Source organism: Mesorhizobium sp. Root157 (assembly GCF_001427385.1).
In the GTDB taxonomy this organism is placed as follows: domain Bacteria; phylum Pseudomonadota; class Alphaproteobacteria; order Rhizobiales; family Rhizobiaceae; genus Mesorhizobium.
In genome coordinates, this window is sequence record NZ_LMGJ01000012.1 from 496,028 (window position 1) to 508,680 (window position 12,653).

Consider the following 12,653-nt stretch of genomic DNA (forward strand, 5'->3'; position numbering starts at 1 on the left):
GATTTGCAATGGCTTGGAAATGGCCCTGGCCTCGCGCTGCCGCGGGGAACGTCGGCGCTCGCGTGGAAATCAAGAATGGCAGCCCGAGCGGCTTCATCGCTTTTCATCAGCAGGGCGAAGCTCACTGGACGCGGCGCGACTATGCGACGCTGGCCCGCGAAGGCTTCATGCGCAATCCGATCGTCCATCGGGCGGTGAGGCTGGTTTCGGAGGCGGCTTCCACCGTTCCCTGGTTGCTCTACGAAGGGGCGGCGGAACTGGTCGAGCATCCGTTGCTGGCACTGCTGGAGCGTCCCAACCAGCGGCAGGCCGGCGCGACCTTTCTGGAAGCGCTGTATGGGCATCTGCTCCTGGCGGGCAACGCCTATGTCGAACTGATCGATGTGGGCGAGGGGGTGCGCGAATTGCATCTTTTGCGCCCCGATCGGGTTTCGGTGGTGACCGACGCCGGCGGCTGGCCGGTGGCGCTCGATCATCGCGAAGGCACGGCGCGCCGCCGCGTGGCCCTAGGGCTGGGCGAACCGGGCGGGGCGATACACCTGACGCTGTTTCATCCGCTGGAGGACCACTACGGATTTCCGCCACTGGAGGCGGCGTTGATGGCGCTCGATACGCACAACGCGGCCGGGCGCTGGAACAAGGCGCTGCTCGACAATTCGGCGCGGCCGTCGGGAGCGCTGGTCTATGCGCCGAAAGAGGGCGGCAACCTGACCGATGAGCAATTCGACCGGCTGAAGGCCGAACTGGAACAGGGTTATTCGGGCGCGACGCGCGCCGGCAGGCCATTGCTGCTGGAAGGCGGACTCGACTGGAAGGCGATGGGCCTGACGCCCAAGGATATGGACTTCGTCGAGGCCAAGCACTCGGCAAGCCGCGATATCGCTCTGGCCTTCGGCGTGCCGCCGATGCTGCTCGGAATTCCTGGCGACAATACCTATGCCAACTATCAGGAAGCGAACCGCGCCTTCTACCGCCTGACGGTGCTGCCACTGGTGGTGCGTACCGCGAAGGATTTGTCGGCCTGGCTCGGGCCGGCCTTCGGCGCAGGGCTGCGGTTGTGGTTCGATGCCGACCGGATCGATGGCCTGAGCGGCGATCGTGACGCGCTGTGGGCGCGCGTCGAGGCTGCTTCCTTCCTTACGGAAGACGAGAAGCGCGAGGCGGTGGGTTACCAGCCGACGGGCAGGGTAGGGAATGGCGAATAGGACATTTCGGGCTGAGTTCTTTTCGACGTTCCGCGTCCTCTGCTTTCGTCCTGCCACTCGCTACTCCCCTCACTCTCGCTGGAGCGGACGAACATGACCGATGACACCTGGCTTTGGGTGGCCAAGGGTGCCGGCGCTATTGCAGGTTCCGCAATATCGTTGGCCTACATCTTGCCGCATGGGCGCCGCGAGGCGGCGACGCGATTTGCAGTCGGCGTTGTCTGCGGCCTCGTGTTCGGCGGAACCGCCGGGCTGAAGGTGGCGACGGAACTCGGCATCGCCAATGCGATCGGTTCGGCCGAACTGATGATGATGGGCTCGGCCGCCGCCAGCCTGTGCGCTTGGTGGGCGCTCGGCTTCATCATGCGAGCTTTCGAGCATAGCTGGCCGCTGCGCAAATCCCACGAACCTGAACAGGAGAACACCGATGAGCGCTGACCCGTTGGCGAGAACGCGCGAGCGCAAGTTCGTCGATCTCGTGCTGGACGAGGTCGAACAGGATGGCAGCTTTGCTGGCTATGCCAGCCTGTTCGGCCGGGTCGATCTGGGCAAGGACGTGGTCGAACGCGGGGCCTTCGCCAATTCTCTGCGCATGCGCAAGGCATCCGGCATCCGCATGCTGTTCCAGCACGACCCGAGCGAGCCGATCGGCGTGTGGACCGAGATCAAGGAAGACCAGCGCGGCCTGTTCGTGCGCGGGCGGCTTGCAAGGGACGTGTCGCGGGCTCGCGAAGTGCTGAGCCTGATGCGCGCCGGCGCGCTGGACGGACTTTCTATCGGCTTCAAGGCCGTCAGGACAAGGCGCGAGCCGGTGAGCGGCGTGCGGCAGATCCTGGAGGCGGATCTTTGGGAAATCTCGGTCGTGACGTTCCCGATGTTGCCGGGCGCCAGGATCGAAACGGTCAAGGGAGGGCGAACGAGGTCGCTGCCGAGCGTGAAGGAGTTCGAAATATGGCTGCGGCGCGATGCGGGGCTTTCGAGGAGCGAGGCGCGCGCCGTCATCACCAGAGGCTTTGCCAGTCTCACGCCCAAGCGGGATGCCGCATCAGGAGCGCCACAGGATCTCGCGGAACGCATCCGCGCGGCCACACGCATCATCAACAGAAGAGGAAAGTCCATATGAATGCATTTGAAAAGCCGCGGCCGATCGAAACGAAGTCGGCAGGGGGCGACTATCTCGACCTGAAGGACGCCTTTGGCGACTTCATGAACACGTTCGAGGCCTTCAAGGAGAGCAACGACGAGAAACTGGCGGAACTGGAAGGGCGCATGGGCGCGGACACGCTGACCACCGAGAAGGTGGACCGCATTTCGCGTTCGCTTGACGAGCAGAAGCGCGCCATCGACAATCTTTCGCTGAAGAAGATGCGGCCGGTTCTGGGCCGCGACGGTCAGCCGGCGCCTTCCGAACATAAGAGCGCCTTTGAAGCCTATATGCGCCAGGGCGACGACCGCCTGCTGCGCTCGCTCGACGCCAAGGCTATGTCCTACGGCTCCGGCCAGGACGGCGGCTATCTGGTGCCGCCCGAGACGGAAACGGAAATCGGCAAGCGGCTCTCCACGCTGTCGCCTATCCGCGCGATCGCTTCGGTCAGGCAGGTTTCGGCGGCGGTGCTGAAGAAGCCGTTTTCGGTGAGCGGACCGGCGGTCGGCTGGGTGGCGGAGACGGCGGCACGGCCGCAGACCAATGCCAATACGCTGGCCGAACTGCAATTCCCGACCATGGAACTTTACGCCATGCCGGCGGCGACGGCCTCGTTGCTGGAGGATGCCGTGGTTGATCTCGATCAGTGGATTTCGAGCGAAGTCGAGACGGCATTTGCCGAGCAGGAGGGTGCGGCCTTCGTGTCCGGCGACGGGAGCAGCAAGCCGAAGGGCTTCCTCAACTACGCCAAGGTTGCCGAAAGCACCTGGGAATGGGGCAAGCTCGGCTACACGCTGACCGGCGTTGCGGGTGCGCTGCCGACGCAGGATGCCTCCGACGTGCTGATCGACACAATCTATGCGCTGAAGGCGGGCTATCGGCAAAACGCCAACTGGGTGATGAACCGCAAGACCCAGGCAGCAATCCGCAAGCTGAAGGATGCCGACGGCAACTATCTGTGGCAGCCGCCGGCAGCAGCTGGCCAAAAGGCGATGCTGATGGGCTTCCCGCTGGTGGAGGCCGAGGACATGCCCGACATCGCCAACGACGCGACGCCGCTGGCATTCGGTGATTTCGGTCGCGGCTACCTGGTCGTCGACCGGACGGGTGTGCGGGTGCTGCGCGATCCCTATTCCGCCAAGCCCTACGTGCTGTTCTACACCACCAAGCGCGTGGGCGGCGGCGTCCAGGATTTCGACGCGATCAAGCTGCTCAAATTCGGCACCGCCTGAGCGGGGTAACCCATTTTTAGAAGTGCCGAAGCGGCTCCGGTTCCTCCCACCGGAGCCGCAACTGTTTTCCTCCCTTCACAAGGCAATCGAATGACGCTGATACGAACCGTCGCGCCGACGGTCGAACCCGTGACTCTGGCCGAGGTGAAGGCGCATCTGCGCCTCGACCATGCATCGGAGGACGACCTTCTCAACGGCCTGATCCGTGCCGCTCGCGAGGAAGTCGAGCGAGCGACTGGCCTGGCGCTGATCGACCAGAACTGGCGGCTGGTGCTGGACGCCTGGCCGGCCAACGGCTCTGTAGCCGTCGCGATCCACCCTGTGCGGTCGATCATTTCGGTGACGGCATACGGCACCGAGGGCGAGGCTTCGCTGGTCGACCCGGCGACCTATCAAGCCGACACGATATCGCGGCCGGCGCGGGTTCATTTCAACGGGCCGCCCAAGGCGCTGCGCGCCATGAACGGCATCGAGATCGACTTTTCGGCCGGCTTTGGCGAGGCTGGAACGGACGTTCCGGATCTGCTGCGTCGCGCCATCATGCTTCTGGCCGCGCATTGGTACGAATTCCGAACCAGTTTCGGGCCGAACGACCAGCCGGTCGGTTATCCGACAGACTATGAGCGGCTGATCGCCGGCTACCTTATGCGGAGGCTATGATGCAGGCCTTGTTCCTCAATCCCGGCGCGTTGCGGACGGAGTTCGCGCTGGAAGCGGCAGGACACGTGCCTGACGACCTCGGCGGTTTTTCCGAAAACTGGTCGGAGTTGGCAACGGTCTTCGCAAGGATCGAACCGCTGTCGGCAACAAGCGTATTCGGTGCGGATCAGACGCGCGAGACGGTGACGCACCAGATCACTCTTCGATACCGGGATGGCGTCGCAAGCGGCATGCGCTTCAGGCGGCAAGAGCGGCTGTTCGATATTTTGACGGTTCATGACCCCGACGAGAGCGGGCGCTATCTCGTCTGCAAGACCAGGGAGATCGGCGCATGAATGTGACCATGGCGATGACGCTTGACGGGCTGGTTCGCGCCCTGCGCTGGAAAGCACACGATCTCGCAGAGGGCGTGGAAGAAGGCTACGTCGGCGGCGGAAGTCCCGTTGCCAGGGATTTGCCGTCTCATCCGGAAGCCACGAGCAGGCAGGCGGGAGGTGCGGGCGATGAACTCGGCGGAAGCTGACCTGCAGAAGGCGCTGTTTTCGGAGCTGAACGGCGATCCGGCCCTCTTTGCCCTGCTGGGCGGGCAGAAGGTGTTCGACCGAACTCCGGACAAGGTGGCCTTTCCCTACGTGACCTTCGGCCGGACCAGCATATTCGACTGGAGCACGGGAACCGAGAGTGGGACCGAACAGCTTTGCACGCTCCATATCTGGTCGAAGGCCAAGGGCAAGAAAGAGGCTTTCGACATCATGGCGACGATGCGCGCCAAGCTCGATCAAGCGCCGCTTGAACTCAACCAGCACCATCTCGTCAATTTCAGGTTCGAGTTCGCGGAAGTACGCTTCGATGACGAGCAGGCCGTTTACCACGGCCTGCTGCGCTTCCGGGCCGTGATCGAAGATATCTGACCGGCGCGCCCAGATCATTTCAATCACCATAGGGAGACCGACATGGTCGCACAGAAGGGCAAGGACCTTCTTCTCAAGATCGATTCCGATGGCCAGGGAGCGTTTGTCACCGTGGCCGGCTTGCGCAGCAAGCGCATCGCCTTCAACAGCGAGACGGTCGATGTTACCGACGCGGATTCAGCCGGGCGGTGGCGCGAATTACTGGCAGGAAGCGGCGTGCAGCGTGCCGCAGTCAGCGGCTCGGGCATCTTCAAGGATGCGCAATCGGATGCCTTGATACGCGCACGCTTCTTCGCCGGCGAGATTGGCAACTGGCAATTGGCGGTGCCGGATTTCGGCGTCGTCTCGGGTCCGTTCCAGATCACGTCGCTGGAATATACCGGCGCACACGATGGCGAAGTGACGTTCGAAATGGCGTTGGAATCTGCTGGGCCGATCGCCTTTACGGTGGCGCCATGAATGCCAACCGACGGCGCGGCGAAATCTCGGCAGAGCTTGACGGCAAGCAGATCAGGCTATGCCTGACGCTTGGCGCATTGGCTGAACTCGAGGCAGTCTATGCCGCCGACGATCTCGGTGCGCTTGTGGAACGGTTCGCGAGCGGCCGGCTTTCGGCACTGGACATGATACGCATTATCGGCGCCGGCCTGCGCGGAGCAGGCGAAGAGGTGACCGATGATGCAGTCGGCGCGATGCAATCGGCGGATGGCGCTGCCGGCTTCGCAGCCATCGTCGCTGACCTTTTGACGGCGACGTTCGGTGCGGCACCTGCAAGGGATACGCCTGCAAACCCCTAGCTGCCGCAGCAGGCGGGACGGCGTTTCCCTGGGACGACGTCATGGCGATCGGCTTCGGCCTGCTGCGGCTTTCACCAAAGGCATTCTGGATGATGACGCCGATCGAGTTCGAGCGTGCCGCTCGTCCCTTTTCACGACGCATGGCTGCACCGGCGCGAGCCGATCTTGCGGGCTTGATGAGGGCCTTCCCGGATGATGTGAACAAGGAGATCGGTTTTGGCTGAAGACGTGACCGTGGCCGTACGGGCGGATACCGCGCCCTTCCAGGCCGCACTGGCGAACCTCGAGAAGCTGTCGGGCAGTTTCGGCAACCAACTGTCGGGTGCACTGAAAGGAGCGGTCGTCAATGGCAAGGAGCTTGACGACGTACTGCGCAGGCTAGGCCTCAACCTGGCCGGAATGGAGCTGTCGCAAGGGTTGAAGCCGCTGACGAACCTGGCCGGTTCATTGTTTGCCAATTTGTTTGGCGGGCTTGCCGGTGCATTGCCTTTCGCCAAGGGCGGAGTGACGGGCGGCATCGTTCCGTTTGCCGCCGGAGGCGTGGTTTCGACGCCGACCTATTTTCCGATGGGCGGCCAGCTTGGTGTGATGGGAGAAGCGGGCAGCGAAGCCATTTTGCCGCTGCGGCGCGGCTCTGACGGCAGCCTCGGTGTTGCTGCTTCGACTGGCAGCACGCCGGTCAACGTCGTGTTCAATGTCGCGGCGCAGGACGCGGCCTCCTTCCGCAAATCAGAGGCGCAGATCACCGGCATGCTGGCACGGGCGGTGTCGCGCGGAACGCGAACATTTTGAGGTGAACGGTGTCGGATCTGGCAAGTTTCCATGACGTTCTTTTTCCGCTCGCGGTATCGTTCGGTGCAACGGGCGGGCCGGAGCGGCGCAACGAGATCATTTCGCTGTCGTCGGGACGGGAAAAGCGTAATGCGCGTTTTGCGCATTCGCGCCGCCACTACGATGCCGGCACGGGATTGCGCTCGCTCGACGATCTGCAGGAGGTGATCGCCTTCTTCGAGGCGCGGCGCGGTTCGCTTCATGCGTTTCGTTTCCGCGACCCGTTCGACATGAAGTCCTGCTCGCCCGGTCAGTCGCCTTCCGCGACGGACCAGCCGCTTGGAACGGGTGACGGCAAAGCCGTTCGTTTTGCCCTGGTGAAGGCATATGGCGATGGCAGCGATGCCTATCGGCGCTCGATCATCAGGCCGGTTGCCGGCACGCTTCGTGTGGCAGTGGAAGGGATCGAACTGTTTTCTCCCGATTTTTCGTTCGATGAAGCAAGCGGCGAGGTCGTTTTTGCCGAGAATGCGAAACCGGGCATCGGTCAGTCGGTTAAGGCGGGCTATGAATTCGACGTTCCGGTGCGCTTCGATACGGAACGGATCGCCATCAGCCTCAAGGCCTTCAAGGCCGGTCAGATCCCGTCGATTGCTCTTGTCGAGGTGCAATTGTGAGCGGCTACCCACAAGCGCTGATCGACCATTTTGGACGCGACGTCACGACTGTCTGCCATTGCTGGCGGCTGACCAGGAAGGATGGCACGACGGCGGGGTTCACGGACCATGACCGGGTACTGGTTGTGGACGGCAGTTCGTTCGAGCCGGAGACCGGCCTCAGTGCCAGCGAGGCGCGGCAGTCGCTCGGTCTTTCCGTCGATACGGTCGATGTGGAGGGCGCGCTGTCGTCGGGGCGGATCACCGATGAGGACATCGCCGCCGGCCTCTATGACGAGGCCAAGGTGGAGACCTATCTGGTCAATTGGCGGAATCCGCAGGATTTTGCCGTTATCAGGGTCGCGACCATCGGCAAGATCACGCGCCGCGACGGAAGTTTCGTCGCGGAACTCGAGAGCTCCATGCACAGGCTGGATCAGCCGAATGGGCGTTACGTGACCAGGAAATGTGATGCCGAACTTGGCGATACGCGCTGTGGGGTCTCGCTCGACCAGCCGGCTTTCAATGGCGCCGGCATCGTGGAAGGGATGGATGGGCCCGATACTGTTCGCGTGTCCGGCCTCGCCGGTTTCCAGGTGGCGTGGTTCTCATTTGGGGTGCTGACCTGGACGAGCGGAGCGAACATCGGGCGAACGGAGCGCATTGTCGATCACCGGCAGGATGGTGGGTCGACGCTGCTCATCCTTCAGCCAGCCGTCGGGCCGGCCACTCAACCCGGTGACACGTTCACGGTTGTGGCCGGCTGCGACCACAGCTTCGCGACGTGCAAGGCCAAGTTTGCCAATGCGTTGAATTTTCGTGGCTTTCCGCATCTTCCGGGAAACGACGCTGCTTACTCCTATGTCTCGGATGGCGGCAATTTCGACGGCGGGCCGGTGGTGCCATGAGTCCGATGGCGAACCAGACCGTCGCCGAGGCTCTGTCATGGGTGGGAACACCTTACAGACATCAGGCGGCAAGCAAGGGTGTCGGCTGCGATTGCCTGGGCCTGATCCGCGGTGTGTGGCGTTCCCTTTATGGCCGTGACCTCGAAACGCCTGCCGCTTACGCGCCCGACTGGGCCGAATCCAGCGGGGAAGAGCGGCTGCTTTTGGGCGCGCGACGCAATTTCCGAACCAGGGACGCGAATGAATTTGCCGCCGGCGATCTTTTGATCTTTCGCTGGAGACAGCATCTGCCGGCCAAACATGCCGGCATAGCGGTGAGTCCGGACCACTTCGTCCACGCCTATCAGGGCGGCGGATTGGTGGTGAAATCGGCGCTGGTGCCGCAATGGCGCCAGCGCATCGCGGGCGTCTTCGCCTTTCCTGAAAACTAGTTTTCATTCACGCCGGAGCATTTCATGGCGACAATCTTGCTGCAGGCGGCAGGCGCCTATCTTGGCGGCTTTCTGGGCTCGGTCGGCGGTGCCGTCGGTTCCGCTGTCGGTGCGTTGGCCGGCTATGCGCTCGATCGCGCGCTGATCAACGGCACGCAACGCATCGAGGGGCCGCGACTGGCCAATGCGCGGCCGTTCAGCGCGGAGGAGGGGGCTGCGATCCCGCGCCTCTACGGGACCGCTCGGCTGGGCGGCACGCTGATCTGGGCAACGCGTTTCGAGGAAAGCCGCTCGACGAGCCGGCAAGGCAAGCTGGGGCCGAAGGTCACCGAATTCTCCTATTACGCCAATGCGGCCTTTCTGCTGTGCGAGGGTGAGATTGCCGGTATCCGGCGTGTATGGGCCGATGGAAGAGAGATCGACCGCGAGACGGTAGAACTCAGGATCTATCGCGGCGGCGAGGATCAACCGCCCGATCCGCTGCTCGAGGCCAAGCAAGGTCTAGGCAACACGCCGGCTTATCGCGGCGTCGCCTATGTCGTGGTCGACAGGCTGGATATTGGCGGTTTCGGCAACCGCATCCCGCAATTGCAGTTCGAGGTGATCCGCCCGGTGGGCAAGCTGCACACGGCGGTGAAGGCAGTCGCTCTTTTGCCGGGGGCAACGGAATACGGCCTGTCGCCGAAGCTGGTGACGCGGCAGAAGCGGCCGGGCGAACAGCAGGCGGTCAACCGCAACATGCTGTTTGCCGGGACGGACATCGCGGCCTCTCTCGACGAACTGCAGATGACTTGCCCCAACCTCAAGCATGTCGCGCTGGTCGTGACCTGGTTCGGCGACGATCTGCGAGCGGGCCACTGCCGAATTCGCCCGGCGGTGACCTCCAGCGAAGGTGGCGGGTTGTCCGCTGACTGGTGTGTGTCGGGAATTGCGCGGCAGGACGCCATGGTGGTTTCGCAACATGACGGCGGCGCGGCCTATGGCGGGACACCATCGGATCGCAGCGTGCTTGACGCCATTGCCGAGATCAAGACGCGCGGGCTTGGCGTGACGCTCTATCCCTTCGTGATGATGGATATTGCCGAGGGTAACGAATTACCCGACCCTTATGGCGGTGCAAACCAGTCGAGCTATCCGTGGCGCGGGCGCATCAGTTGCGATCCGGCGCCGTTGCAGCCGGAGACGGCCGACAAGACAACGGCGGCGCGCGCCCAGGTGGCAGCGTTTTCCGGGGCCGCGCTTGCCTCCCAATTTGCCGATGCTGCCGACACGGTTTCGTTTTCGGGAGCATCCACCGACTGGGGCTATCGACGCTTCGTCCTCCATTATGCGCATCTGGCGTCGAAGGCGGGTGGCGTCGATGCCTTCCTGCTTGGCAGCGAGTTGCGCGGGTTGACAACGGTGCGCGACGATGGCGGGGCATTTGCCTTTGTCGAGCAACTGGCCGATCTGGCGACCGATGTACGATCAATCCTGGGCCCGGCAACCGGCATCACTTACGGAGCCGATTGGAGCGAGTATTTCGGCCATCATCCGGCCGACGGATCGGGCGATGTCTATTTCCACCTTGACCCGCTGTGGGCGCATCCGGCCATCGATGCGGTTGGCATCGACAATTACATGCCGCTTTCAGATTGGCGCGACGCTGACTATGCCGGCGACAATCCAGACGGGTTTGCCGGTCCTTGTGATCCGAAGGGATTGGGGACGGCGATAGGCGCAGGCGAGGGCTTCGACTGGTACTACGAGAGTGATGAGGCAAGAGCGGCGAGGCAGCGGTCCCCCATTACCGATGGCGCCTACGAAAAGCCGTGGGTGTTTCGCTACAAGGACATTGTTAGTTGGTGGTCGAATCCGCATTTCGACCGGAATGGCGGCGTCGAAATTTCAACCCCGACCGCATGGGTGGCGCGCAGCAAGCCGATCTGGTTCACGGAACTGGGCTGTCCAGCGGCGGACAAGGGGCCGAACCAGCCCAACATGTTTCCCGACCCGAAATCGACGGAAAGCGGGGTGCCGCATTTTTCCAATGGCGGGCGATCCGATATTGCCCAACGCCGCTTTATCGAGGCGCATATGGAGCACTGGAGCCCTGCGGCCACGGGTTTCGATGAAGAAGGCAATCCACTTTCCGAGGTCTATGGCAGACGTATGCTCGACCTCGATCGGGCCTATCTTTGGGCCTGGGATGCGCGCCCGTTTCCGGCTTTTCCCCAACGGATCGACGTCTGGTCGGATGGGGCGAACTGGACGAGTGGGCATTGGCTGAACGGACGCCTGGCCAGCCCGGATATCGCTTCGCTGGTGAATGCCATTCTGGCCGATCATGGCCAGCAGGCGGCTTCGGTAGACGACGTCGAGGGAACGGTCCATGGCTATGTGGTAGCCGATCCGTCTTCGGCGCGGGCTGCGCTTGAGCCGCTGGTCGATCTTTTCGACCTGGCTGTGATCGAGAAGCCGGGCGGATTTATTTTCAGAACGGCCGGAGCCAGACAATCGCCGACTATCGAGATCAGCGAACTGGCAGGCGAGGAAGGTGGCGCGCTGATTGAAACGGTGCGCAATCCAGATCACGAATTCCCCGCCGAAGCCCTGCTGACTTTCACCAACCCGATGACGGAGTATCAGACGGCGACTGCCAGAACGACGCGCCTCGGCGCTGCCGGAAGCCGTCAACGAACGATCGTTTTTCCTGGTGTGATTGAAACAGGACAGGCGAACGCTTTAGTCGAGGATTGGTTGAGGCGCGTCTGGTATCAGCGCGAGACCGTCCGGTTCGCTGTTGCTCAGCCGAACGCGGAAATAGCCCCGGGCGCGATTGTCAGACTGCCGGCATTGGGAAGCCATTCGGATTTCCTGATAACCAGCGTCGAGGACGGGCTTGTCCGAAGGATTTCGGCGCGGCAAATCTCCTTTTCGGCGCCGAGTCCGTGGCGTGATGCGAAAATCCGGCCAGCCGCGATTGCAACCCTATCGGCAGGGCAACCGCACGCGGTATTCCTCGACCTGCCCAAAGGTATCGGAGAAGGATCGCCCGCCGAGCAGTTCCGCGTTGCCGTCTGGCAAAAGCCCTGGCGCAGCCAGATCCTGTTCGCTTCGCCGGAACTGACCGGTTTCGTGCCAAGGGGAGCGATCCTGAAACCCGCGACGCTTGGTCGTTTGCTGGAGCCGTTGGCAAGCGGCGTCGAAGGGCGGCTTTCCTGTTCGCAAGCGATACTGGTTGAGCTTTTCTATGCCAACGTTTCGAGCGTCAGCACGCTGCAACTGCTCAATGGAGCAAATGCAGCAGCGGTCAAATCGGTGTCCGGGGCCTGGGAGGTCCTTCAGTTTCAGGACGCCGAGGAGCTAGCGCCTCAACAGTGGCGATTGTCTGGGCTGCTCAGGGGGCAGTTGGGAACAAACGATGCGATGGCTGCAGGGGCAGCGGTCGGAGCCGATTTCGCGATCCTCGATGATGGCGTTGTGTCGGCCGGACTGTCCGCAGCAGAGGTGGGTCTGGAACTCAATTGGCGGGTCTGTCCGTCGGGTTCGGAAGTATCGGATCTCCAATTCGCGACGAGCAGCCAAATCGGCGGCGTGCGTGCGCAACTGCCGCTGTCACAGGTTCATTTGACGGCAAAATGGTCGGCAGGCGATCTGTTGCTGTCATGGGTGCGCCGCGGGCGCGTCGACGCCGACAGTTGGGAAGCGTTGGAAATCCCGCTGGGCGAGGAACGTGAGGAGTATCGGTTGGAGATCGCAGGGCCCGGCGGCCCCGTGGTTCGCACCGAAATGGTCGGGCAGCAACAATGGCTCTATCCAGCGGCCGCATTCGCTTTGGATTTCGCGGTGGCTCCTCCCGCGCTCGATATCACCGTTCGGCAGTCTAGCAACGTGGTGGGATGGGGAATCCCGGCTTCCGCACGCGTTGTGCTCACTTGAAAGCAAACTTTGTCATC

General features: G+C 62.8%; 16 protein-coding genes. All 16 read left to right on the plus strand.

The annotated features are described in order from the left end of the window. Window positions 1-8 precede the first annotated feature (8 nt). The 16 genes from ASD64_RS10345 to ASD64_RS10420 all read left to right on the plus strand — a co-directional run bounded on the left by ASD64_RS10345 (window position 9) and on the right by ASD64_RS10420 (window position 12,636). Window positions 9-1,205, plus strand: coding sequence for a phage portal protein (locus ASD64_RS10345; RefSeq protein ID WP_056104592.1), 1,197 nt, complete (start codon window positions 9-11; stop codon window positions 1,203-1,205). Window positions 1,206-1,298: 93 nt separating this feature from the next. Continuing rightward, window positions 1,299-1,643: a DUF6107 family protein gene (locus ASD64_RS10350; RefSeq protein WP_056104595.1), complete on the plus strand. Its 345-nt coding sequence runs from the start codon at window positions 1,299-1,301 to the stop codon at window positions 1,641-1,643. Then, window positions 1,633-2,328 carry an HK97 family phage prohead protease gene (locus ASD64_RS10355; RefSeq protein WP_056104599.1) on the plus strand — a complete coding sequence of 232 codons (696 nt, stop codon included), beginning with the start codon at window positions 1,633-1,635 and terminating at the stop codon, window positions 2,326-2,328. Before ASD64_RS10350 ends, ASD64_RS10355 begins: the two co-directional genes overlap by 11 nt. After that, window positions 2,325-3,581 (plus strand): phage major capsid protein, encoded by a 1,257-nt coding sequence (locus tag ASD64_RS10360; protein WP_056104602.1) that lies wholly within the window; start codon window positions 2,325-2,327, stop codon window positions 3,579-3,581. The genes ASD64_RS10355 and ASD64_RS10360 overlap by 4 nt, the downstream gene beginning before the upstream one ends. 90 nt (window positions 3,582-3,671) lie before the next feature. Beyond that, window positions 3,672-4,241 (plus strand): head-tail connector protein, encoded by a 570-nt coding sequence (locus ASD64_RS10365; protein ID WP_056104605.1) that lies wholly within the window; start codon window positions 3,672-3,674, stop codon window positions 4,239-4,241. Beyond that, window positions 4,241-4,576 carry a phage head closure protein gene (locus ASD64_RS10370; protein ID WP_056105047.1) on the plus strand — a complete coding sequence of 112 codons (336 nt, stop codon included), beginning with the start codon at window positions 4,241-4,243 and terminating at the stop codon, window positions 4,574-4,576. The genes ASD64_RS10365 and ASD64_RS10370 overlap by 1 nt, the downstream gene beginning before the upstream one ends. Next, window positions 4,573-4,764: a hypothetical protein gene (locus tag ASD64_RS10375; protein ID WP_056104607.1), complete on the plus strand. Its 192-nt coding sequence runs from the start codon at window positions 4,573-4,575 to the stop codon at window positions 4,762-4,764. Before ASD64_RS10370 ends, ASD64_RS10375 begins: the two co-directional genes overlap by 4 nt. Next, window positions 4,745-5,152 (plus strand): DUF3168 domain-containing protein, encoded by a 408-nt coding sequence (locus tag ASD64_RS10380; protein WP_056104610.1) that lies wholly within the window; start codon window positions 4,745-4,747, stop codon window positions 5,150-5,152. Before ASD64_RS10375 ends, ASD64_RS10380 begins: the two co-directional genes overlap by 20 nt. A 42-nt stretch (window positions 5,153-5,194) precedes the next feature. Then, complete coding sequence (locus tag ASD64_RS10385; protein ID WP_056104612.1) at window positions 5,195-5,611, plus strand: phage major tail protein, TP901-1 family; 417 nt, start codon at window positions 5,195-5,197, stop codon at window positions 5,609-5,611. After that, window positions 5,608-5,949, plus strand: a complete 342-nt coding sequence (locus ASD64_RS10390) for a gene transfer agent family protein (RefSeq protein ID WP_056104615.1) — start codon at window positions 5,608-5,610, stop codon at window positions 5,947-5,949. The genes ASD64_RS10385 and ASD64_RS10390 overlap by 4 nt, the downstream gene beginning before the upstream one ends. Before the next feature lie 41 nt (window positions 5,950-5,990). Further along, a complete protein-coding gene (locus tag ASD64_RS10395) occupies window positions 5,991-6,173 on the plus strand; it encodes a phage tail assembly chaperone (protein ID WP_056104617.1) in 183 nt (60 codons plus the stop codon). Next, window positions 6,166-6,741, plus strand: coding sequence for a phage tail tape measure protein (locus ASD64_RS10400; RefSeq protein ID WP_056104621.1), 576 nt, complete (start codon window positions 6,166-6,168; stop codon window positions 6,739-6,741). The genes ASD64_RS10395 and ASD64_RS10400 overlap by 8 nt, the downstream gene beginning before the upstream one ends. A 17-nt stretch (window positions 6,742-6,758) precedes the next feature. Further along, window positions 6,759-7,397 (plus strand): DUF2460 domain-containing protein, encoded by a 639-nt coding sequence (locus ASD64_RS10405; protein WP_056105049.1) that lies wholly within the window; start codon window positions 6,759-6,761, stop codon window positions 7,395-7,397. Then, entirely contained in the window at window positions 7,394-8,284 is an 891-nt protein-coding gene (locus ASD64_RS10410) for a DUF2163 domain-containing protein (protein WP_056104624.1), read from the plus strand. The genes ASD64_RS10405 and ASD64_RS10410 overlap by 4 nt, the downstream gene beginning before the upstream one ends. Next, window positions 8,281-8,715, plus strand: coding sequence for an NlpC/P60 family protein (locus ASD64_RS10415; RefSeq protein WP_056104627.1), 435 nt, complete (start codon window positions 8,281-8,283; stop codon window positions 8,713-8,715). Before ASD64_RS10410 ends, ASD64_RS10415 begins: the two co-directional genes overlap by 4 nt. 24 nt (window positions 8,716-8,739) lie before the next feature. Then, window positions 8,740-12,636, plus strand: a complete 3,897-nt coding sequence (locus ASD64_RS10420; protein ID WP_056104629.1) for a glycoside hydrolase/phage tail family protein — start codon at window positions 8,740-8,742, stop codon at window positions 12,634-12,636. Window positions 12,637-12,653 lie beyond the last annotated feature (17 nt).

Coding starts and splice junctions, on each gene's coding strand:
- ASD64_RS10345 (WP_056104592.1), top strand. CDS start 9: ATGGCTTGGAAATGGCCCTGGCCTCGCGCTGCCGCGGGGAACGTCGGC.
- ASD64_RS10350 (WP_056104595.1), top strand. CDS start 1,299: ATGACCGATGACACCTGGCTTTGGGTGGCCAAGGGTGCCGGCGCTATT.
- ASD64_RS10355 (WP_056104599.1), top strand. CDS start 1,633: ATGAGCGCTGACCCGTTGGCGAGAACGCGCGAGCGCAAGTTCGTCGAT.
- ASD64_RS10360 (WP_056104602.1), top strand. CDS start 2,325: ATGAATGCATTTGAAAAGCCGCGGCCGATCGAAACGAAGTCGGCAGGG.
- ASD64_RS10365 (WP_056104605.1), top strand. CDS start 3,672: ATGACGCTGATACGAACCGTCGCGCCGACGGTCGAACCCGTGACTCTG.
- ASD64_RS10370 (WP_056105047.1), top strand. CDS start 4,241: ATGCAGGCCTTGTTCCTCAATCCCGGCGCGTTGCGGACGGAGTTCGCG.
- ASD64_RS10375 (WP_056104607.1), top strand. CDS start 4,573: ATGAATGTGACCATGGCGATGACGCTTGACGGGCTGGTTCGCGCCCTG.
- ASD64_RS10380 (WP_056104610.1), top strand. CDS start 4,745: ATGAACTCGGCGGAAGCTGACCTGCAGAAGGCGCTGTTTTCGGAGCTG.
- ASD64_RS10385 (WP_056104612.1), top strand. CDS start 5,195: ATGGTCGCACAGAAGGGCAAGGACCTTCTTCTCAAGATCGATTCCGAT.
- ASD64_RS10390 (WP_056104615.1), top strand. CDS start 5,608: ATGAATGCCAACCGACGGCGCGGCGAAATCTCGGCAGAGCTTGACGGC.
- ASD64_RS10395 (WP_056104617.1), top strand. CDS start 5,991: ATGGCGATCGGCTTCGGCCTGCTGCGGCTTTCACCAAAGGCATTCTGG.
- ASD64_RS10415 (WP_056104627.1), top strand. CDS start 8,281: ATGAGTCCGATGGCGAACCAGACCGTCGCCGAGGCTCTGTCATGGGTG.
- ASD64_RS10420 (WP_056104629.1), top strand. CDS start 8,740: ATGGCGACAATCTTGCTGCAGGCGGCAGGCGCCTATCTTGGCGGCTTT.